Raw genomic sequence first — 23,706 nt, 5'->3', positions numbered from 1 at the left:
GAAGAAATATGACAACAGTTGTTGTAGTAGGTACTCAATGGGGCGATGAAGGTAAAGGAAAGATTACCGATTATTTCAGTGGTGAAGCTAACATTATTGCACGTTACCAAGGTGGAGATAATGCTGGACATACGCTAAATATCGATAACCATGTTTACAAATTGAGATCTGTTCCATCAGGTATTTTGTATCCAGATAAGACTAGTGTTATTGGAAATGGGGTTGTTTTAAACCTTGAGTCACTTCAAGAAGAGCTCGGTCGTCTTCACGAACAAGGCGTTGACACAACTAACCTAAAAATTTCTAACCGTGCACAGTTAATCTTGCCTTACCATATCGAACTAGATAAGCTTCAAGAAGCTGCTAAGGGCGATTCTAAGGTCGGAACAACTAATAGAGGTATTGGACCTGCTTATACTGACAAAGCTTCACGTGTGGGTATTAGAATGGCCGATATTCTTGATAAAGAGTTGTTCAAGGAATTGTTGACAGAAAACCTTAAGCAAAAGAATGAACTATTTACTAAAATCTACGGTGCTGAACCAATGAACTTTGATGATATCTTTGAAAAGTATTATCAAATTGGTCAAGACTTAAAAGATCGTGTTATCGACACATCTGCCTATTTGAACAGAGAATTAAAGAACGGTAAAAACGTCCTATTTGAAGGCGCACAAGGAATCATGCTTGATATTGACCATGGTACTTATCCTTATGTAACTTCATCAAATCCCGCTGGTGGTGTAACAACAGGTGCCGGAGTCGGTGCTCCATTGATCGACAACGTTATCGGAGTTGTGAAAGCTTATACATCACGAGTTGGTGCTGGTCCATTCCCAACAGAACAATTAAACGAAACCGGCGATTTCTTACGTGAAGCTGGCCATGAATACGGAACAGTAACACACCGTCCCCGTCGAGTTGGCTGGTTGGACCTAGTCGTTCTAAAACATTCATGTAATGTTGCCGGAGTAACACACTTATCACTTAACTGTTTAGATGTACTAACAGGCCTAAAAGAAATCAAAGTCTGCACAGGCTACGATTTGAACGGTAAGATTATCGACGAATATCCAGCAAACTTGAACGTTTTAGCAAAATGTAAACCAGTATATAAGACATTCCCAGGTTGGGATGAAGATATGACACAAGCCAAGAGCTTGGAAGATTTGCCACAAGCAGCTAGAGATTATTTGGACTTTGTTAAAGACCAATTAGGCGTTGAATATGCTACAGTTTCAGTTGGTCCAGATAGAGAACAAACAATTGAAGTAAATGACGTGTGGACAAACTAGAGAGTGGAGACAGGGCGGTCAGCTCCCGAGCATTTTCGTAAATAAGTGAATTGTACGCTGAACTTAGCGGGCGATTTACTTATTTATGAAAAGCTGAAGGAGTTGCCCTGTCGGAACTCGTTTTAGAGCCACTGCCTATATAAACCAAAAGCATCATCAGTTCCAAAACTAAAACTAAATCAACTAACTAAACTCAACAACAAAACAAAAAAATCGATTCCAAGGCCTAATCCCAAGGAACCGATTTTTTTATATCCTCAGAAACCAAAATCCTTGCATCTAAGAAATAAGATGTTATTATAATAATAACAAGTTAATAATAAAGTAACACCTATTAGAGAGAAGGATAATATCAATGACAAAATACGCAATCACAGCCGTTACCGGCCACTTTGGACAAAACGCAATCAAGGAATTAGCAAAACTAGTAGCACCCACAGACATCATCGCTTTAGCACGTAATACCAAAAAGGCTGAAGCAATCGTTCCAGAAGGTGTCGAAGTACGTCCTGGAGATTATACTGACGAAAAACAACTTGAAGCATCCCTAAAAGGCGTTGACCGTCTACTTCTAATTTCATCTCAACCAGGTGGACCAGTAGCTCGTTTAACACAACATGAAAATGCAATTAAAGCTGCTAAAAATGCTGGTGTAAAATACATTGCTTATACAAGCTTCCCACATGCTGACGAGACAACGGTTCCTTTAGCCGCTGATCATATTGCATCTGAAAAACTTATCAAGGAATCAGGGATGGACTATTCATTCCTACGTAACAACTGGTATTTGGAAAATGACGGTGCTGGCTTGAAAGCTGCAGCTAACGGTCAACCTTTAGTTTATTCAACTGGCGACAGTAAAGTAGGCTGGGCTTTGGAAAGCGAATATTCAGAAGCTGCTGCTAAGGTTTTAGCTACTGCTGATCCTAAAAAAGTCTATGAATTTGCCGGTAAGAGTCGTACATATGCAGATTTAGCTCAAGCTATTGGTGATGTAAAGACTGTTTCAATTACTGATGACGAGTACAAAGAACAACTTAAGGCTGCCGGAATGGACGATATGACAATCGGCATTATCATTTCAATTCAAGATTTGATTTCTGAAGGTGCCTTACAAGAAGAAACAACTGATTTACCAGATGTACTAGGCCGTGATTTGACACCAATTTCAGATGCCATTCAAACAGTTATTAATGAATAGTTTGTCATCTAAACGCCTAATGCTATGATAATAAAAGGTATTTTTTTACTAGGAGGCGTTTAAATATGAAATTTTCCAATAAACTAAGCGATGGAGTCCACATATTAGCTTATATCGACATTTGTAAAGATGGAGATCTCTCAAGCGCTGCGATTGCTGGTAGTATTGAATCCAATCCTAGTTTAGTGCGTCGAATGATGTCACGCTTAAGTAAAGCCGGCTTGTTAGTCAGTCGACCTGGAGTAGTAGCACCGAAACTGGGCCGACCAGCGGATGAGATTACACTTTTGGACGTGTATAAAGTGATGGAGGATAACCAAAACCTCTTACACATCGACGAAAAGACTAATCCAGCCTGTATTGTCGGCGGCAATATTCAAGAAACTTTGACTGATATATATGATCAGATTCAAAAGAATGCTGAAGACAGTATGGCGCAGGTGACTTTACAACAAATTATCGATAGTATTTTGGTTAACAATAGTAAGAAAAAATAAAAGACAATTCATTTTCTGAAAGTTCAGAAGACGAATTGCCTTTTTTAGTGAAAAATTTTTGAAATTGGCCGTTTCCAGAGTTGAGAGTATTCATCTGCTGCACGGTACGGTTCGAGCCAAAATGCGGTCTCGAACCTCGGTTGAAGTCCTGCAAAACTGGCAGGTCTCCAACACGCCCGATGGTGTAATTGCTAAAGCAATAACGCCACTTTCGCTGCTGATGAATACTCTCAACTCTTCCAACTAACTTATGCTACTTAATTAAACCTTCAATAAATTAATTATTACCATCGGTCGAAATAATACCCTTCTGGAAATTGATAAAACGTCCACTATTGCGGCTGAAAGTTAATGTATAGTAATAACTATTATCTTTACTCAATTGTTTAATGTAAACCCGAGTATATCGAGGTACATCGGAAATCTGATAACCAACGATACTAGAATTGCTGACACGGGCATTAGAATTTTTAGCCAAAGCATATAAACCATTATTACTATTATCAGGGTTCAACCCCAAGTTGATTGAAATTTGATTGAAGTTACCGGGTTCGCTAGCATTAGTTGCAGTCAAATTTGAGTTGATAATGGCTGTCTTCAAACGTTGCAAGAAAGCCTTGGCCTGATCATTACCTGATTTGCCCAATTCGATATTTGAAATAACAAATTTTGGCGGATACTTGTTAGACTTGGTATTGAGATACTTAGCTGATTTGATTGAATCGCCACGATAATAGAGTCGATAACGATAACTGACAATATTTTTCGTATCATCGTATCGATTACAGCTGATAGTGATGTATTTGCCGATGGAATCTTTTCCAAAGTTGAGTAGGGTCATTTTGGCAATGTAGCGATGTGGTTTCTCGTGAACCTTTTTCAACAAAGTTTTTTCTTGGTCATTGGATAAAAATGAGAGCTCCTTCGTATTATCATAGTCATCATTGATAGTGCTGACTAAGTTGATAGCTTCTTGCTTGGCCTTAGTCATATCGCCATCATTTATTTCAACGGCTTTGGGAGCAATATCTTCATCAATGTTTTTAGGATTAACAATCAGGGAAAACGGAATGGTGATTGAAGCAATGCCATCGACCGTCTTATCTTTGATTTTTCCTAGGTTAAGGGCATATGAGGATACAATTATTACTAGTAAGAGAAGAATAATGATCCATTTAATATATTTTTTGTTTAATTTTTTCAAAATTTCCACCCTTTATTTGTAGGATAATTTACTATATATAATAACAAGATGAACTAGATATTTGGGGAAAATAATGAAAGATAAGAAAGATTTAAAGAGTAGGACGAAATCAGAGCATTATTTGATGGTGAGTGCTGGCATTGTTGGTGTAGTAACGGCCATCATCTTTTTTATCATGCTTTCACGTGGTGTCGTCAATGCAGTTGTGACTTCAAAAATATCTAGTCAATATCAGGATAAAGAATTGGAAGTTTTAAAGACTGATTTAAACTATCGCTCATTGGATTTCATCGGCAAGGTGATCAATGTCAGCGATGGTTACGTGATTACGAAGAGCAATATTCAAAAATATCATGAGCTCGAGAACTATATTCAGGCTCGTAAGGATCGGACGAAAGATGTTAACGCGTTATATGACGGCAAAAGTGACTATCGTGATGATGTGACGAGTGATACCATCAATAATTTGGATAAGACGTTGTTAAAAGAGAAGAATCAAGACGTTTATCAAAAGCAGCGTAATAAACTCGATACGATTCAGATATGGTATGAACAAACTCAGGATGCTGACAAGTATTTGAGTAAGACTTGGAATGCTTATACGGCAGATAACTCGAGTTTGAGCTTTAAGAAAATCTCGATGGTTAATACTTATTATAAACTGGTTAAAAATAAGACGGTTAAAAAACGCTGGACCGAGGATGTTACGAAGATGGACGACTACTTTGCCAATCATCAAGGTGAGAGTTCTCGAGTTGCGGCAGTTAAGCAAGAACTAGAAGCACTAAGAAATTCACCTTTGACGGAGAAATATACTCCTGCCAATGTCGATATTGTTGGCAGTCTCAATTCAACTACTGGCGCATCAGATGCTTTAACACAATCTGGAATCACGGGTAAGAATGTCCTTTACTACAACTCAAGTAAGAATACTTTGGCATTGATGACTAAAGTCAGTGGTAAGTATGTGGCTCAAGATGGTTACGCTAATGTTATTAGTTCACAAGTTAGTTCCGGCAAGTATACGATTAAGAAACTCGTTAATGCTGGTAGTTCGGATGCAATCGTTACAGATAGTAGCAATAGCGACTTTGGGCAATATGTCTCAAACGCTAGCGAAAGCGACTTTACTTCAATGAATATAACTGATCCAGATAATACGACAGCTGATTTCAATTCTGCTACGCCAGTCTTCTGGTTCAAGAATAATTCAGCATTGAACAGTTCAATTTACTTCAGTAATGGATCAACACTTGGATTCATCTATGCTGGAGGTACAAGTTACAACAATGGTATGCAAATTAGTTCATCAGACTTGTCTAATTTGATGTCACAAATCTCTTCTGGAATAACATTCTATGTTAATTAGGGGCTAATTATGCGTAAGAAAAAAATGGAACACAGATTAATCAAAAAAAGAAAAAAATGGCCGTGGATACTTTTGACAATCGTTTTATTAATTGTTTTGAGTGTCGGAGCTTTCTGGTGGAAATATGGCTATGATATTAGAAATACGATTGCGGATGGCTATTCATACAGTCAGGGTTTGAAGAAGTCAGACTTTCATCCTAAAAATTCAACCGTTATATATGACCGTAACGGTAAAGAAATCAAGAAACTGTCACAGTCGAGTTCCAATTATACTGATATAAATGACATTAACCCCAAGATTAGCAAAGGATTAGTCGCGGTGGAGGACCAACGTTTCTACATTCATCATGGTGTCGATTTGTATGGTATTCTGCGTTCGACCGTTTCAACTGTTTTGCATCGTCGGACTGAAGGTGGTTCGACCTTAACGCAGCAACTAGTTAAGAATGTTATTTTGCAGGATCAATCACAGAATCTAACGCGTAAGTTGAAAGAAATGGTTATTGCCCAACAACTGGAGAAGAAATTTACCAAGCAACAGATTCTTGAATTCTATATCAACGATGTCTATATGGGACATGGTTCTTATGGATTCAGTGCCGCCTCGGATTACTATTTTTCACAGGATCAAAAAGATTTATCAATTGATAAATTAGCTGTGCTAGTCGGCATCCCTAATAATCCAGTTTACTATGATCCAGTAGCTGCACCGCAACGGACAATAAAACGCCGTAACATGATTCTCTATATTTTCCATCAACGTGGTTTGATTTCCAAAAAGACTTATTTGACCGCACGTAAGCGTCCATTAGGTTTGAAGATTAATCAGAAGCGTTATGACAATAATGTTTCGAATAACTATGCGCTGAGCTACGCCGTCTTCAATGCGACTGAGGAATTAATGAAGTCAGCTGGCTTCACGATGCGTTATGATTTTAAGGATAACGCTGACCGTAACGCCTATAATACTAGTTACCAACAAGCATACGAGCGTGCTCATGGTCAATTGATGGATGGTGGTTATACGATTAGAACAACGATTGATGAAACTGTTCAAAATAAGATTGAGCAATTGGTCAATAATACGTATAAGGCTTATACAGGTAGGGATGTCCATGGAAAATTAGCGCCACAAGTATCAAGTACCGTCGTTGATAACAAAACTGGCGACGTTATAGCGATAGTCGGTGGACGAACAACCAACGGGGATCAAGTTAATCGGGCGATAAGTGGTTATCGTCAACCTGGTTCCACAGCCAAGCCGATAGTTGCCTATGCTCCAGCTTTTGAACGTGGATATTTCCCTCAGAGTACCGTAATCGATTCTGCTGTCGGAAATCCAGTAGTTCATAACTGGTACAGCGGTTATACAGGTAGCAATACTTTGCGTCATGCTTTGGAAAACTCAATTAATACAATTGCGTACAAATTAGCGGCTTCGGATACTAAACACACCTATTATGATGACTTAGTTAAAATGGAGTTTGCTCGTTTGAGCCCTGAACAGAAAGAAGAGCCACGTTTAGCAATTGGTTCATTCAAGTATGGGACAACTACGACCGAAATGGCCTCCGCATACAGTTCATTCTCACGTGGTGGGCAATTCATTCATCCAAGTAATTTGTCGAGTATTTATGATAATGACAATGATCGTTTTATTTATCAGAATACGCACATGAAAAAGGACGTTTATACGAAGAATGCCAGTTATATGATGCTCAATACCATGCAATCCGTTATTACTGATGGTCTGGGTAAAGCAGCGGCATTGGATAACTATAAGTACACGGCTGGTAAAACTGGTACGACCGATGATACGAAAGATTCCTATTTTGTTGGGATGACACCTAATTTCACGATTGCTAACTGGACTGGTAACGATGTGCCATCTACTTTGACTCAGAGTGAAGATGCTTTGACGATGCAGGCTTTCAAGGCTGAGGGTGAGTATATGGTCGATTATACAAAGCAAAAGCAAACTAACTTCAAGAAACCAAGTACTGTCACAGTTAGTGGTGGCAATATCTCGGTTAAGGCAAGCAATGAAAAGCCAAGTATTCAAGATATTATTGATAACGACTTTTCGAAATATAATACCGACCAAGAAGATAAGAATACGAACCGACTTTACAATCTCGATTATCGAATTATCTATCATTTGACTAAGAAAGAAGAATTTAGTCGTGAAGATAAGGTTCAAAAAGCCATCGATAAGTATAACGAGTCACCAATTACTAAGGAGTCTCAATACAATAGTAAGTTGAGTGAATTGCAGAAGATTCGTTACCTCAACGCTAATGTTAAACGCCAGAGTGCCAAGATTGATTTCAATAAGCAGATTTTGGAATTACAAAAGGATCTGAATATGAGTCAGGCCATGTTCCAAGCAGCTAAGGATAATAAGAAAGTTGCGAAGTACGAGGCTGAGAAGGAAACAATTGAAACAGAACGGGCTCAGAAACGTCAGTCAATGGTCGATAAGTTGATGCCACAGTACAATTCACAATTGCAGAAGGTTAAGGATGCTTATAAGAACGATGATTCAGATAAAGCTGATCAAAAGCAGAAACTCGTTGATATTATGAACGAAATTAGAAGCTATGGTGGCAATGTGCCAGACATCAAGATAGATGCCAATGGCAATTCAACCAGTTCTTCATCGTCATCAACGCCTTCTTCTGATTCATCTTCAAGCTTTGACAGTTCTAGTGATTAGGTTTGGTGTATTGAAGGATGCCGCCACAGGTTGCCAGCAATTTTCACCTGCTGTGAGGACCGGTCCGAGCCAAAGAGCGGTCTCGAACCTCGACTTGAAGCCTTACCACAACCCGGTAAGTCTCCAAGTCGCCCTATAATATAATGACTGACGTCATTATATTATTTTCACTGCTGGTGAAATTGCTGGCAACCTGTGGCTGGGGTTTTAGTTTTAGTTGATTTAATGTATGAATTAAAAATGTATTGTAGATATTGATGAAGTCAGACTGTTTGGATTACGGTCTGGCTTCTTTGTATTTAATAGGTTAAATACGAGTGAATGAATCAAAATTGCTATAATTTTTTGGACATTATTATCTCTATTGTTAGGACTTCAGTTATTAATATGTCCAGAGTATTTAAAATACTTTAGCTTGCGGATGCCAGTGATGGAGTCAGCAATGGAGGTGGTGTAATGGCTTTAGCCATTACACCACAGGGCGACTTTGGAGACTTACCGTTTTGTGGTAAGGCTTCAAAGCGAGAGACGAGACCTTGGCTCGGCTCGGTCCTCATAGCGACTCCATCACTGGCATCCGCAAGCGGCATGCTTTAAAAGACAAAAATAGGACCATCAGAATTAACTGATGGTCCTATAAAATCACCTGTGCAGAGAGGCAATTAAGTTTAAGCTTCGTCTAAATCTTTATTAGTACGTTTGGCAATAGCAGGTAGAATCAAACCAAGAGTAATCAAAGCAATTGGTGTGATGATGTTAAGTGCTAATTGGAACCACCATGATGATGGATCTTGTGCCATATTCATCTTAGGAACCATACCTAAGATACATGCGAAGGCTGTTAGGAAGAAAGTCCAAAGACCTAATCCGAAACCAACGTATTTGTTCTTAACAAACATATAATCTGATTGGAAACTTTCGATATGTTTTGAAAGCATCATGAATGCGAAGAATACCCATAGATAACGCATAGGCATAACGATTGAGTTAAGGTTCAACAACCAGTTATATAGATCATTCATACCGTTGATACCAAGAGCAGGAACGACAATCAAGATAGAAACAAGAACGGCAGTCATCTTGTAACCGTTGATTGCTACGCCACGCTTGTTTTTCTTTGAAAGTGCCTTAGGGATGAATTTAGAATCGGCATCACCTAAAAGCATACGTAATGGAGCATCAATTGAAATAGCAAGGGCAGCGGCTGAAGCAACTGTATTAGTAATCGCGAAAGCCCAAACGAACAAGTTACCAACGTGGAAACTGTTACCTAAGAATTGGAAGGCTTGGTAAGCACCGTTAGCCATCAAATCAGATGGAATATGGTTAGAGTTAACAATCATACCAATAGCAAATGATCCTAGAATGGCTGAAACAGCAACCATGACAGCTAAGATAATCATACCAAGTGGGAATTCTTTGGAAGCATTCTTAGTCTTGTTAACGTATGGTGAAATCTTTTCAGAACCACCAACGGCGAAGACTAACATAGAAATTGTCGTAAAGTATTGAAAGTCGAATTTCGGTATATATGTGTGAATATCAGTCATGTTTGGTGTAGCGATTGCCACATGAGTGATAAATGGAGCGCTGACACCTAAGATAATGAATAGCATTGACATAGTAAACATAGCGATACCGGCAATACTACCTAAATTATTTAGAGTGGCAGTACCTTTACTAGCTAACCAAACGAAAGCTAGAAAGATAATTAAACTGGCCCCTTGAACTAATAATGGGGAACTAGTTTTGATAAATGAACCATTACCCTTAAATAACCAACTCAAGCTAACCATGATAATTTGTGGTTTTTGAGCAAGGTATGGAACGTGAACAACCCAATAAGTCCAAGCAGCGAAGTAAGCTAACTTATTATTGGATAGTGCTTTGACCCAGGAACTGACACCCCCGCCAGCATTTTGAAAGGCTGATCCCAATTGACCAACCATCAAAGTGTATGGGACAAAGTATAGAATCATGATCAAAATCCATGAAGTTATAACAGCTAAACCTTGGTTGGCAAAGTTGTTAATAACGTTATTAAGACCCCAAACAGTGGTAAAACCTAGTAAGGCAATATTCCACCATCTGAACGTCTTTGCATTATTTGCATCTGGCATTATTCAAATCCTCCTACGAAGGTGATTATACAGGAAATTAGGAACTAAAACTTAAAAATAATAAGATAGTTTTTTGATTATATCCGACTTTATATTCTGACAAAATTATTTTAATGAAATTGACATGTGGTATTAAAAACATATAATTTAGATTGTTTGGGAAGGCCGCCGGAGGCTGGCAGTAATGTCAGCCTCCGGCTAATGTATTTTTTTGATTGATTTTTGATTAAATTATCAACTTATTGAACAATCATAATATTGGGGATGCTAACATGTATTTATTAATGTTAAAATTCATTGAACAGTTTAGAAATTTCAATAAGTAAGGTATTAAAATAAAATGAGAAGCTTTAATTTGATTATTAATCCTAAAAAATAGTTGGAAGGGCTGAGAATATTCGTGTTCTCAGCCCTGGAAACAGCAGACAAATACTAAGCTTTCAATGTTTAGTGCATCAGTTGAACCAAGGCCTTTTACAGAAAGATTTTTAATCAGTAGAATTAAGCTGTATAATTGCATTCTATCTACTATATAATATAGAGAGAATTTGTTAGAAACGTAGATAGCAAATTAATCGGAGTTTATTTATGGATAACAACAATAAAAACAATAAAAACAATATGTCTAGAGAGCGTCGGCAACGAACTCGTAACAGTGCCTTAGCCTCTAATAACGGTGGTAATATTAAACGCCCATTTGTGAAGATTCTAGGTTTAGTATTTCTAGTTATGATTTTCGTCATGGGTGCTTATGGATTTAGACTATATGCCCAAACCCAAAGTTCTATGGGTAAGACTTACAGGCCTTTGGATGGTAAGAAAGTTTCAACTCGTATCAATGATAAGAAACCTGTCTCAATTCTTCTATTAGGTGTCGATACAACTGACGATGGTGTCAGGGATTCTGAAAAGGATTATCGTGGTAATTCAGATACAATGATCATTGTATCGGTCAATCCGGATACGAATAAAACTACGATGATGTCTGTTCCAAGAGATTCCATGGCTCAAATTTGGAAGAGTAGCTCGAATAATACGAGAAAGATTCAAAAAATCAATTCAGCCTATAATATTGGTAATGAAGAGAGTGCTGTTGCTACAACAGAGAAATTCTTGAATGTACCGATTGATTATTATGTTAAAGTTGATTTCAACTCATTGACACAGATTGTTAATGCTGTTGGTGGTGTTGATGTAGATGTACCATTTAGCTTTTCTTATGGTGATACCGGTCAAAAGGAATCCCATTTTAAGAAGGGTAAGATGCATTTAAACGGTAAACAAGCTCTTGATTACTCAAGAATGCGTTACGAAGATCCAAAGGGTGATTATGGACGTCAATTAAGACAACGTCAGGTCATTACAGCAATTATTAAGAGTGCTGCGAGTGCCAAGACATTTACACGTTATCAAAAAGTGTTGGATAGTATTTCTAGTTCAATGACAACTAACTTGAGCTTTAGCGATATGCAATCAATGTTCTTGAATTATCGTGGTGCGGCCAAGAGTATCGGCTCTGATCACGTTCAAGGATATGGCTCAATGATCAATGGTTCTTCTTATGAAGTAATTCCTTCTAAGGAACTACGACGTGCATCCAATAAACTAAGGAAGCAATTAGGCTTATCCGAGGAAGATTTGGATAATGAAGAAACAAGATTAAATACATTGAATGAGGATAATGGTTTCTCCTTTGAGAGTGGGAACCAAAACCAAAACTATACAATCTTTACAAGAAATCAAACGTCCGAATAAGGATTTGACTAAAGACTGAAACGATAGTTTCGGTCTTTTTTATATATTTTTAGTGGCGGGGCCTCCGGGTCTGGCAGTAATGGAGTTCTGCTGTGAGACCGGTTCGAGCCACAGTGCGGTCTCGAACCTCGATTTTGAACTTCGCAAAATACGCGAATTTCAAAATGCGTCAGTAGTGTAAGAGCAGAAAATCGCTGCTCTAACGCTACTTTCACTGCTGAAATTAATTACTTCCAGCCCCTCCGGTTAAGTTGGCTGCATGGACTAGTCTGACTTTGGGTGATAACATGTATTCTTGTGTGTTTTATTAAAAATATGAATAAATAGATAATTTACTACTATAGTAGTAAAAGGTTAGATGGAACCAAGCTTAATATAGTTGGTTTTATAATATATATAATTCAGAACATTAATAGAGTTATTAATAATAAAAGATAAATTAGTCGTAAGGGATGAGAGTATTCACCAACAGGGGCGAAATACTCTCATCTCTGTAGACGGCATATTTCAAAAGAAGAGGAGACAAATATGAGTGTTTTAGAAGTACATGACTTAACACAACAATTTTTGGATAAAAGATTGTACGATTCAGCCAATCTACAGGTTAATAAGGAAGATCATTTGGGTATTATTGGACAAAACGGTGTCGGTAAGTCTACCTTTATCAAGATTTTGACTGGCCAAATTGAACCTGACGAGGGAAAAATCTCTTGGAAGAAACATTTAACTATCGGTTACTTGGATCAACAGGCCAAATTAGCTGCCGGAATGACGATTTACGAGTACCTTAAAACCGCATTTTCAAAATTATATGAAACTAGCGATAAGCTAAACGACATTTACATGAATAACCCAGATGATGAAGACCTTGAAAAGGCTGGAAAGCTTCAAGAAATCTTAGATGCCAACGATTTCTACGAATTGGATACTAAGATTCAACAAGTCGCTACCGGTTTAGGACTCGATGCGATTGGATACGACCATGACGTTTCCAAACTTAGTGGTGGTCAACGTTCAAAGATTATCTTGGCTAAAATTTTGCTCGAACAACCTGATATGATTCTTTTGGATGAGCCTACTAACTACTTGGATACTAACCATATTGACTGGTTGGCTGATTATTTGAATAACTTTGAGGGTGCTTTTATCGTAATTTCCCATGATTATGGCTTCCTAGACCGCATTATCAACTGTGTAGCTGACTTTGAGTTCGGTAAGATTACTAAATATACTGGTTCATTGAAGCAAGCTCTCAAGCAAAAGGCTGCTAATAAAGAAACATATATGAAGGCTTACGTTAAGCAACAGGACCAAATTTCGAAGACTAAAGCTTATATTAGAAAGTTTAAGGCCGGTTCGCGTTCTAAGAGTGCCAAGAGTAGGGAGAAGCAATTGTCTCACATGGAAGTCCTTACTCCTCCAGGGAACAAGACCGCAGCTAGTTTTGGCTTTCCATATATCGAAGTACCAAGTTCTCGTATGTTGCTAGAAGTAAATGATCTTAAAGTCGGTTATGATGGGAAAGCTCTATTTGATAAAGCTTTGAATTTCTCGATTGTCAGTGGCGAAAAGATGGTTATTAAAGGGTTCAATGGTATCGGTAAGTCTACATTGATCAAGACTCTACTAGGTATTATTCCTCCTATTGAAGGTAATTTTGATTTCTCAGAGACTGTTAAGATTGGATACTTCAAGCAGGATCTAGTATGGAAGAATAATCTCGAATCACCATTTAAGTACATAAGTGACGAGCATTCTGACAAAGATGGTAAGGAAGTTAGACGTGTACTAGCTAGAACTGGACTAACTAACCAACAGATTATGTCCCAAATGCGCTCACTATCCGGTGGGGAGCAGACTAAGGTTAAGATTGCTGACTTGATGTTCGACAATACTAACTTCCTATTCATGGATGAACCTACTAACCACTTGGATGATGAGTCAAAGGCTGCTCTACGTAAAGGGCTTAAGAACTATGATGGATCAATGATTCTCGTAACTCACGAGGAGGATTTCTATAGTAGTGACTGGATCGATAAGGTCTTGGATATTGAAAAGATAAAAGAAAATTGATTATTTTCAAAAAAATATGAAAAAGTACTTGCATTGGTTTACTATTAACGGTAAGATATTACCTGTTGTCACGAAGAGTTAACAACGCCAACGGTTAAGCAATGATTTTGCTTGATTGTTGGAAAAATTATTTCAAATAAGTTCTTGACATTATGTTTTGAACTTGGTAGAATAATTAAGTTGACTCAGAAGAGCAACACGTAAGAATTTGATGAATTTATTCATTAAATTCTTACGAAAATTATTTTAAAAAGTTCTTGACATTCATTTGTCAGCTTGATAAAATAATTAAGTCGCTGATGAGCGTAAGCGCTTAATCAGCTGGTAGACCTTTGAAAACTGAACAAAGTTTTAACACTAAAATTGTGTAGGCCAACATTTATTTGTTGGATTTACAACGAAGTCAATTCGCTAGTATTTAATATTTTTATTGAGTCACAAACTTTTAATATGAGAGTTTGATCCTGGCTCAGGACGAACGCTGGCGGCATGCCTAATACATGCAAGTCGAACGAACTTTCCCGATGATTGAAGCTTGCTTCATGAATCGGATCTAAGTGAGTGGCGGACGGGTGAGTAACACGTGGGTAACCTGCCCAAAAGTGGGGGATAACATTTGGAAACAAGTGCTAATACCGCATAACAACTACTTTCACATGATCGTAGTTTAAAAGATGGCTCTGCTATCGCTTTTGGATGGACCCGCGGCGTATTAGCTAGTTGGTGAGGTAAAGGCTCACCAAGGCAATGATACGTAGCCGACCTGAGAGGGTAATCGGCCACATTGGGACTGAGACACGGCCCAAACTCCTACGGGAGGCAGCAGTAGGGAATCTTCCACAATGGGCGAAAGCCTGATGGAGCAATGCCGCGTGAGTGAAGAAGGTTTTCGGATCGTAAAACTCTGTTGTTGAAGAAGAACATGCGTGAGAGTAACTGTTCACGTACTGACGGTATTCAACCAGAAAGCCACGGCTAACTACGTGCCAGCAGCCGCGGTAATACGTAGGTGGCAAGCGTTGTCCGGATTTATTGGGCGTAAAGAGAATGTAGGCGGTTTATTAAGTTTGAAGTGAAAGCCCTCGGCTCAACCGAGGAAGTGCTTCGAAAACTGGTAAACTTGAGTGCAGAAGAGGAAAGTGGAACTCCATGTGTAGCGGTGGAATGCGTAGATATATGGAAGAACACCAGTGGCGAAGGCGGCTTTCTGGTCTGTAACTGACGCTGAGATTCGAAAGCATGGGTAGCAAACAGGATTAGATACCCTGGTAGTCCATGCCGTAAACGATGAGTGCTAAGTGTTGGAGGGTTTCCGCCCTTCAGTGCTGCAGCTAACGCATTAAGCACTCCGCCTGGGGAGTACGATCGCAAGATTGAAACTCAAAGGAATTGACGGGGGCCCGCACAAGCGGTGGAGCATGTGGTTTAATTCGAAGCAACGCGAAGAACCTTACCAGGTCTTGACATACCATGAAAAGCTAAGAGATTAGTCTTTCCCTTCGGGGACATGGATACAGGTGGTGCATGGTTGTCGTCAGCTCGTGTCGTGAGATGTTGGGTTAAGTCCCGCAACGAGCGCAACCCTTATTATCAGTTGCCAGCATTCAGTTGGGCACTCTGGTGAGACTGCCGGTGACAAACCGGAGGAAGGTGGGGACGACGTCAAATCATCATGCCCCTTATGACCTGGGCTACACACGTGCTACAATGGTCGGTACAACGTGCTGCGAACTCGCGAGGGCAAGCAAATCACTTAAAACCGATCTCAGTTCGGATTGTAGGCTGCAACTCGCCTACATGAAGCTGGAATCGCTAGTAATCGCGGATCAGCATGCCGCGGTGAATACGTTCCCGGGCCTTGTACACACCGCCCGTCACACCATGAGAGTTTGTAACACCCAAAGCCGGTGGGGTAACCCTTCGGGGAGCTAGCCGTCTAAGGTGGGACAAATGATTAGGGTGAAGTCGTAACAAGGTAGCCGTAGGAGAACCTGCGGCTGGATCACCTCCTTTCTAAGGATATGATGCGTAAGCATCAACGGAAATACACAATTGTTAAAACTTTGTTTAGTTTTGAGGGGTCTACCCTCAAACTCGTACCTTGAAAACTGGATATTAAGAAATAATGAATTAAAGAAACACCGAAAACTGCGCGATAAAAATGATTAATTTCATATTTTGTCAAGATTAAGTTATAAAGGGCGCACGGTGGATGCCTAGACACTAGGAGCCGATGAAGGACGTAACTAACGACGATACGCCTCGGGGAGCTGTAAGTAAGCTTTGATCCGGGGATTTCCGAATGGGGGAACCCAAATATCGTAATGGATATTTACTTGTTTGTGAATACATAGCAATCAAGAGGAACACGCAATGAACTGAAACATCTAAGTAGTTGCAGGAAGAGAAAGAAAATTCGATTCCCTGAGTAGCGGCGAGCGAAACGGGAATAGCCCAAACTAAAGAGCTTGCTCTTTAGGGTTGTAGGACTGATGTTGTGAGAACAAAAGGTAATGATAGTTGAACAAGTTGGAAAGCTTGGCCAAAGAGAGTGAAAGCCTCGTAAATGAAATCTGACCCACTCCATTCAGTATCCTGAGTACGGCGGAACACGAGAAACTCCGTCGGAATCTGGGAGGACCATCTCCCAAGGCTAAATACTCCCTAGTGATCGATAGTGAACCAGTACCGTGAGGGAAAGGTGAAAAGTACCCCGGAAGGGGAGTGAAATAGATCCTGAAACCGTGTGCCTACAAGTAGTCAGAGCCCGTTAATGGGTGATGGCGTGCCTTTTGTAGAATGAACCGGCGAGTTACGTTAACATGCAAGGTTAAGATGAAAAGTCGGAGCCGTAGCGAAAGCGAGTCTGAATAGGGCGACTAAGTATGTTGATGTAGACCCGAAACCAAGTGACCTACCCATGACCAGGTTGAAGATGCGGTAAAACGCATTGGAGGACCGAACCCGTGTATGTTGAAAAATGCTGGGATGAGTTGTGGGTAGCGGTGAAATTCCAAACGAACTTGGAGATAGCTGGTTCTCTCCGAAATAGCTTTAGGGTTAGCCTCGGGGATTAGGATTATGGAGGTAGAGCACTGTTTGGACTAGGGGCCCGTCTTGGGTTACTGAATTCAGATAAACTCCGAATACCATCAATCTATACCCGGGAGTCAGACGATGAGTGATAAGATCCACCGTCGAAAGGGAAACAGCCCAGATCACCAGTTAAGGTCCCAAAATTCATGCTAAGTGGAAAAGGATGTGGAAACGCATAGACAACTAGGATGTTGGCTCAGAAGCAGCCATTCATTCAAAGAGTGCGTAATAGCTCACTAGTCGAGTGATTCTGCGCCGAAAATGTACCGGGGCTAAGCATGATACCGAAACTGTGGATGTGTCGTAAGACACGTGGTAGGAGAGCGTTGTAAGAGCATTGAAGCTGTACCGTGAGGAGCAGTGGAGTTCTTAGAAGTGAGAATGCCGGTATGAGTAACGAAAGACCAGTGAGAATCTGGTCGGCCGAAAGACTAAGGTTTCCTGGGGAAGGCTCGTCCTCCCAGGGTTAGTCGGGGCCTAAGATGAGACCGAGAGGTGTAATCGATGGATAACGGGTTGATATTCCCGTACTAGTTTATTTTGTTTGAACGATGGAAGGACGCAGGAGGATGATGTGTGCGCGCTGATGGATATGCGCGTCCAAATAGCAAGTCTTGGTAAGAGTCAAATGCTTTTACCTTTAAGGACAAGTTATGATGGGGAGTGAAATTTTAGTAGCGAAGCACAGTAACTCACACTGCCGAGAAAAGTTCCTAGTTAGAAATAAACTACCCGTACCGCAAACCGACACAGGTAGTCGAGGAGAGTATCCTAAGGTCAGCGAGTGAACTCTCGTTAAGGAACTCGGCAAAATGACCCCGTAACTTCGGGAGAAGGGGTGCTGGTGTAACAGCCAGCCGCAGTGAATAGGCCCAAACAACTGTTTATCAAAAACACAGGTCTATGCTAAATCGTAAGATGACGTATATGGGCTGACGCCTGCCCGGTGCTGGAAGGTTAAGAGGATCAGTTAGCTTTTGCGAAGCTGAGAATTGAAGCCCCAGTAAACGGCGGCCGTAACTATAACGGTCCTAAGGTAGCGAAATTCCTTGTCGGGTAAGTTCCGACCCGCACGAAAGGCGTAATGATTTGGGCACTGTCTCAACGAGAGACTCGGTGAAATTATAATACCCGTGAAGATGCGGGTTACCCGCGACAGGACGGAAAGACCCCATGGAGCTTTACTGTAGCTTGATATTGAGTTTTTGTGTGACATGTACAGGATAGGTAGGAGCCGTTGATTTCGGAACGCTAGTTTCGAAGGAGGCATTGGTGGGATACTACCCTTGTTATATGAAAACTCTAACCCACGCCGCTCAGCGCGGTGGGGGACAGTGTCTGGTGGGCAGTTTGACTGGGGCGGTCGCCTCCTAAAATGTAACGGAGGCGCTCAAAGGTTCGCTCAGAATGGTTGGAAATCATTCGCAGAGTGTAAACGTATAAGCGAGCTTGACTGCGAGACTGACAAGTCGAGCAGGGACGAAAGTCGGAGTTAGTGATCCGGTGGTACCATATGGAAGGGCCATCGCTCAACGGATAAAAGCTACCCTGGGGATAACAGGCTTATCTCCCCCAAGAGTTCACATCGACGGGGAGGTTTGGCACCTCGATGTCGGCTCATCGCATCCTGGGGCTGTAGTCGGTCCCAAGGGTTGGGCTGTTCGCCCATTAAAGCGGTACGCGAGCTGGGTTCAGAACGTCGTGAGACAGTTCGGTCCCTATCCGTCGCGGGCGTAGGAAATTTGAGAGGAGCTGTCCTTAGTACGAGAGGACCGGGATGGACATACCTCTGGTGTACCAGTTGTGCCGCCAGGCGCATCGCTGGGTAGCTACGTATGGAAGGGATAAACGCTGAAAGCATCTAAGTGTGAAGCCCCCCTCGAGATGAGATTTCCCATTCCTTTATGGAAGTAAGATCCGTTAGAGATTATGACGTAGATAGGCTGCGGGTGGAAGTGTAGCGATACATGGAGCTGAGCAGTACTAATAGATCGAGGACTTAATCGAGTAAGAGTTTACAGCAGTTCGAAGTGATTCAAAATTTAATTCATTGTTCTTAATATCTAGTTTTCAGGGTACGAGCGAAAATAGTGTGGTGGCGATAGTGAGAAGGATACACCTGTTCCCATGCCGAACACAGAAGTTAAGCTTCTCCGCGCCGAAAGTAGTTGGTGGGAAACTACCCGCGAGGATAGGGAGCTGCCACGCTAACATAAAGGAATTGACTTAGGTCAGTTCCTTTTTTCGTATCTTCAAATAATATAGAGTAAACAAGGTCTGAACTTCGTCTAGGGTTCGAGACTCCTACTCTCCGCAATGCAATTGAAGAGCCGTTCATTTCCCTTCGGGATCATGAAAGGCTCTTTGTGTACCTATTTCTTCCTATTATATATAGTTTTAATTTTCATTTTTATAAAGTAAATATGTAATTAGTAATGAAAACTATGAAAATTAAAACAATTAGTTCTATAATGTAGTAGTCACTTATTTGTTAAACAGAGGGGAATATAAAATGGTACATTTTTTGCGTAATAATAAGATTGCGACTGTTATCTTAGCAATCATTCGTATTTACCTAGGTGTTCAATGGACACTTGCTGGCTGGGAAAAGGTTTCTGGCGGAGCTGCTGGAGCAGTTAAAGGTCTTGTAGCTAACGCTATCAAGAACCCTGTTAAGGGACCTGAAGGTAATGTTCTTTATCCTTGGTTCAATGATATGCTCAGTGCTATCTTGCCACATTACAAAGGTATGAGCTTAATGGTTTCATGGGGTGAACTATTAGTTGGATTAGGTTTAATCTTTGGTTGTTTAACAACCGCTGCCGTCTTCTTCGGCTTGATGATGAACTTTTCATACATGTTAGCTGGAGCTATTTCTGTAAATCCACTCTACATCTTTCTTGAATATTTCATCATTATCGGTGGATTCAATGCTGGTAAAATTGGTTTGGATTACTGGGTAATTCCATGGATCAGAAAAAATATCTTCAAAAATAAGGCTTCAATATAAATTTTTTAGATAAAATAAAAAAGAAACTGAATAAATTTCAGTTTCTTTTTTTCTTTTTTATGAAAAAATATTTTTTCCGGATTACGGAACGTGTAGGCACTATACTTATTTAAAATAAGGCGTAAAATAACATATTGGTATAGATAATAAATTATGTTCATATTTCACTAAATTTTCTGTCTATTTATTTAAGTAATAAAATATGGTAGGTTACTTATATACAAATTTATTTACCATAATATAATTGTTTTAAAATGAGATTGAATATATTCTATTATTATAGAATTAATTGCATCTACGGGGGTGGAGTTCTTGGATAGTTTTACTGACTTATTTTTATCGAAATCAGAAATTGAAAAAATTCAACTATTTAACAAGATCAAATTAATTAGAACTACTCAACTAGCTAGTGCCGACTTAATCGGTACTTATCGTAATCGCGATATCCAAGTTAAGGATATCAACTTGCGTAAGGCTGCTTATCAAATGAATAAGAGTTACGGTAGTGTCTATAATACTTTCTTAGGAATCCAAGATGATTTCAAGAAAATTTTAAATAAGGATAAATATAGCACTGAAGAAATGTTCAATGTTACACGAGATGCTTATCATGCATTTCTAACGACTAATTCTGATGGCTACTTATTCTTAGATGCCATTGTTAAGGACAAAGAGAGCTCATTCAAGCACTTTTACGAAACATTGGAAAGTAGCAAGGCAACTGTTTTGCGTCACTTAAAACCAATGAGAGGCTACTTAAAACGCTTTGGAGTTCGTATTGCCTATGAACCTATGCGTTTTGTTGGTGATGAAGAATCAATTCGTTTGGCTATCGCGGCATTGTACTGGAATGCTACTAGGGGATACGTATGGCCATTTGAAGATTTCACACAGACTGTTGCTTTCAAAGTAGTTGATATTGCTTTGGACAAATATCGTCTCAAGCCAACTAATGACATTACAAAGATGTTCTATGCATATGTTGTTATGGCACACCTATATCGAATCATTGACGGCAACCACGTTCAAAATATGGACGCATTGAATGTCATCAACTATCCTTTCCCAAACATTTTCGAAAGTGCTGGTTCTATGCTTGAAGGGGATTCAGGTAGCCAAAAAGTTCGCGAATTGAAACGTGCCATCAAAGAAGATGTTAGCTATGAAGAGCAAATGTTCCAATCAGCTGACTTCTATATTCTATTGATGTGTGTTCCAGCAACATTTGAAGTTTCCGAAGACTACTTACAATCAGTTTCTAAGCAATTGGTTAGATATAATCCATTGTTTGCTAACTTTATTGATGACTTCTTGGAACTTATTCCAATTGATATTGAACAAACAGTTTCAGATATGGCCATGTCACATTCTGAATTCTTGAGATATAAGTACAATCTGACAACATGTATCATTGGTGTGCTTGCTCTTGATCACAATTATATTGAAATCTTGAACTTATACTCTGGTTTTGGCGATGCTATCAGCAAACTTAATGATGAGGGCTTGGAGAGTAAGATTTACTCAACTGTTCAACATTTGATGTTGCGTGATAAGTATCAATCATTAACTGGAAAATCAAAGCAAATTTCTGAAGCTATTTATGCAATTGCTTACCGTTTCTTCTCACTATATAACAAGAATATTCAAGTTAAAGTTTATCTAGAACTTGAATCATTCTTCTTAGTTTATTCAGATTTGGCTGTGACTCTACAATCATTGCCGTACGCTAAAATTGTTAGTGATCCTAAAGAAGCTGATATTGTTGTAACTGCCAATAGTGCCAATCCACCAGAAGACGAAATGAAAAAAGATGTCTGCATCTATCGTTGGATGTATAACGGTGTCGATGGCCAAATGGGTGGCTTATTGAACCTAATTTACAAGATTTGGACTGAAGAAAAGGTTGATGAAAATCCAAATCTTTAATGAAAAGTGTTGCAACTATTTTCATAATATATTATGATACACATTGTGCGATGAGTCGAGAGCCGTCGAATTTGGACGGCACTTATGAGGTAGGGTATCGAGCACTACTCACCGGATATGTGAGGGATATCTATAGGAAACCGATGTGAACGGGGACCTATTTGCTCATATGAGTACTACCGTTTAAAACCATGGATATTTTAAGCCATGGTTTTTTTATTGAAAAAATTACATAGAAGAGGTGAAAAGGATGCGCGCTCAAAGACTTTGGTTACTAATTTTGAATATTACGTTCAATTTAGTGATGGGATTTATTTTGCCAGTGAATACAATTTTTATTCACAAGAACTTACATGAGTCATTAGTAACAGCGGGATTTACTTTAATGGTATATTCAGCCTTTATGATGATCGGTAATGCCCTAGGAGGGGTAATGTTCGATCGTTTTTCAAAACGTGGGACATTATACATTGGCTATGCTATTTCGATTCTTTCGTTATTAGGCATGTCAGTTCATCATATTTGGCCAACATATGCGATTATGTTGTTCATTTTAGGATTTGGAATGGGACTGGTGTATACAGCCGTCAACGCTTATACAGCTTTCATTGCCGAACAAATGTCAGGAAACAGTCGAGTAATATTCAATAATATGTACTTAGCTGCCAATATCGGAATTGCTATTGGTTCCACGGCTGTAGGATTTATTTTTAAGTGGAGTATCTTTTTCACTTTCTTCATTCCAATGTTACTATTTGTCGTCAGTGGCGTTATTTTACTATTTAAAGCTAATCTATTGGATACAGTTCATGAACATGATGATTCAATTGGACATAATTATGTAAGTAGCGATACTGCCGATCCTAAAATTGAAATTGGTGCAAGTCGTTTTACTGTAAACTTGATTGTTATCTGTGCTTCAATCTTTATCGTTTGGTTGGGCTACTCACAATGGGACAGCAATATGTCAGCTTACATGTTGAATCAAGGCTACACAACACGTGAATATGGTTTAGTTTTCACAATTAATGCGGCTTCACTTTTGATTATTCAACCAGTTATGAATCGAGTAGTTTCAAAGATTTTCAAATTGTTAAAGTATCAAATTTTCTTAGGAACAGTTATCATGGGATTATCATTCCTCTTGTTGCCAGGAGCTAAGTCATATCTAGCTTACGTTATGAGTATGTTAGTTTTGACAATTGGTGAATCCATGGTCTTCCCAACAATTCCAGCTTTGTTGAGTAAAATGTCGACAAACAAGAATCGCGGAACGTTCCAAAGTTTCTATAGTATTTTCGGATCATTAGGACGTGCCATTGGACCATATGCAGGTAGTTTGATCGTTACGGCATTGTCATTTTCAAGTTTATTCGTGGGAATCACTGTCTCAATGATCGTAGTTGCTGTAGCAATGATAGGTGTAAAAGAATTAGCATAAG

General features: G+C 39.5%; 12 protein-coding genes and 3 rRNA genes. 13 read left to right on the top strand and 2 right to left on the bottom strand.

Going from position 1 to position 23,706, the window contains the following annotated elements:
- Positions 1-8 precede the first annotated feature (8 nt).
- The 3 genes from JP39_RS11740 to JP39_RS11730 all read left to right on the top strand — a co-directional run bounded on the left by JP39_RS11740 (position 9) and on the right by JP39_RS11730 (position 2,993).
- On the top strand, positions 9-1,295 hold the full coding sequence (locus JP39_RS11740; RefSeq protein WP_041498923.1) for an adenylosuccinate synthase: 1,287 nt from the start codon (positions 9-11) through the stop codon (positions 1,293-1,295).
- A gap of 355 nt (positions 1,296-1,650) precedes the next feature.
- Positions 1,651-2,496, top strand: a complete 846-nt coding sequence (locus JP39_RS11735) for an NAD(P)H-binding protein (RefSeq protein ID WP_041498922.1) — start codon at positions 1,651-1,653, stop codon at positions 2,494-2,496.
- 65 nt (positions 2,497-2,561) lie between these two features.
- A complete protein-coding gene (locus JP39_RS11730) occupies positions 2,562-2,993 on the top strand; it encodes an Rrf2 family transcriptional regulator (RefSeq protein ID WP_041498921.1) in 432 nt (143 codons plus the stop codon).
- A gap of 277 nt (positions 2,994-3,270) precedes the next feature.
- Here the strand turns inward: JP39_RS11730 and JP39_RS11725 are convergent, their stop codons facing one another.
- Positions 3,271-4,197, bottom strand: coding sequence for a hypothetical protein (locus JP39_RS11725; protein ID WP_041498919.1), 927 nt, complete (start codon positions 4,195-4,197; stop codon positions 3,271-3,273).
- A 73-nt stretch (positions 4,198-4,270) separates the two neighbouring features.
- Here JP39_RS11725 and JP39_RS11720 point away from each other — a divergent pair, with 73 nt between their 5' ends.
- Entirely contained in the window at positions 4,271-5,566 is a 1,296-nt protein-coding gene (locus JP39_RS11720; RefSeq protein WP_041498917.1) for a hypothetical protein, read from the top strand.
- Between the two features lie 9 nt (positions 5,567-5,575).
- Positions 5,576-8,284, top strand: a complete 2,709-nt coding sequence (locus tag JP39_RS11715; RefSeq protein ID WP_048699268.1) for a transglycosylase domain-containing protein — start codon at positions 5,576-5,578, stop codon at positions 8,282-8,284.
- Between the two features lie 668 nt (positions 8,285-8,952).
- Here the strand turns inward: JP39_RS11715 and JP39_RS11710 are convergent.
- Positions 8,953-10,404, bottom strand: coding sequence for an amino acid permease (locus tag JP39_RS11710; protein WP_041498916.1), 1,452 nt, complete (start codon positions 10,402-10,404; stop codon positions 8,953-8,955).
- A gap of 621 nt (positions 10,405-11,025) precedes the next feature.
- Here JP39_RS11710 and JP39_RS11705 point away from each other — a divergent pair.
- The 8 genes from JP39_RS11705 to JP39_RS11670 all read left to right on the top strand — a co-directional run bounded on the left by JP39_RS11705 (position 11,026) and on the right by JP39_RS11670 (position 23,705).
- Entirely contained in the window at positions 11,026-12,159 is a 1,134-nt protein-coding gene (locus JP39_RS11705) for an LCP family glycopolymer transferase (RefSeq protein WP_342669235.1), read from the top strand.
- Between the two features lie 528 nt (positions 12,160-12,687).
- Positions 12,688-14,232: an ABC-F family ATP-binding cassette domain-containing protein gene (locus JP39_RS11700; protein ID WP_041500025.1), complete on the top strand. Its 1,545-nt coding sequence runs from the start codon at positions 12,688-12,690 to the stop codon at positions 14,230-14,232.
- Positions 14,233-14,678: 446 nt separating this feature from the next.
- Positions 14,679-16,245, top strand: a 16S ribosomal RNA gene (locus JP39_RS11695).
- A gap of 172 nt (positions 16,246-16,417) precedes the next feature.
- Positions 16,418-19,335 (top strand): 23S ribosomal RNA (locus tag JP39_RS11690).
- Between the two features lie 84 nt (positions 19,336-19,419).
- Positions 19,420-19,536: ribosomal RNA gene (gene rrf, locus JP39_RS11685) — 5S ribosomal RNA — on the top strand.
- Together the 16S, 23S and 5S rRNA genes form the textbook arrangement of a ribosomal RNA operon.
- Positions 19,537-19,840: 304 nt before the next feature.
- A complete protein-coding gene (locus JP39_RS11680) occupies positions 19,841-20,338 on the top strand; it encodes a DoxX family protein (RefSeq protein WP_041500373.1) in 498 nt (165 codons plus the stop codon).
- Positions 20,339-20,650: 312 nt separating this feature from the next.
- Positions 20,651-22,264 (top strand): helix-turn-helix domain-containing protein, encoded by a 1,614-nt coding sequence (locus tag JP39_RS11675; RefSeq protein WP_041500372.1) that lies wholly within the window; start codon positions 20,651-20,653, stop codon positions 22,262-22,264.
- A gap of 250 nt (positions 22,265-22,514) precedes the next feature.
- Positions 22,515-23,705: an MFS transporter gene (locus JP39_RS11670; RefSeq protein WP_041500370.1), complete on the top strand. Its 1,191-nt coding sequence runs from the start codon at positions 22,515-22,517 to the stop codon at positions 23,703-23,705.
- Position 23,706: the final 1 nt, after the last annotated feature.

The sequence above is a fragment of the Companilactobacillus heilongjiangensis genome, from assembly GCF_000831645.3.
GTDB classification, from domain to species: Bacteria; Bacillota; Bacilli; order Lactobacillales; family Lactobacillaceae; genus Companilactobacillus; species Companilactobacillus heilongjiangensis.
This window is presented reverse-complemented; position numbering and strand designations above follow the sequence as displayed.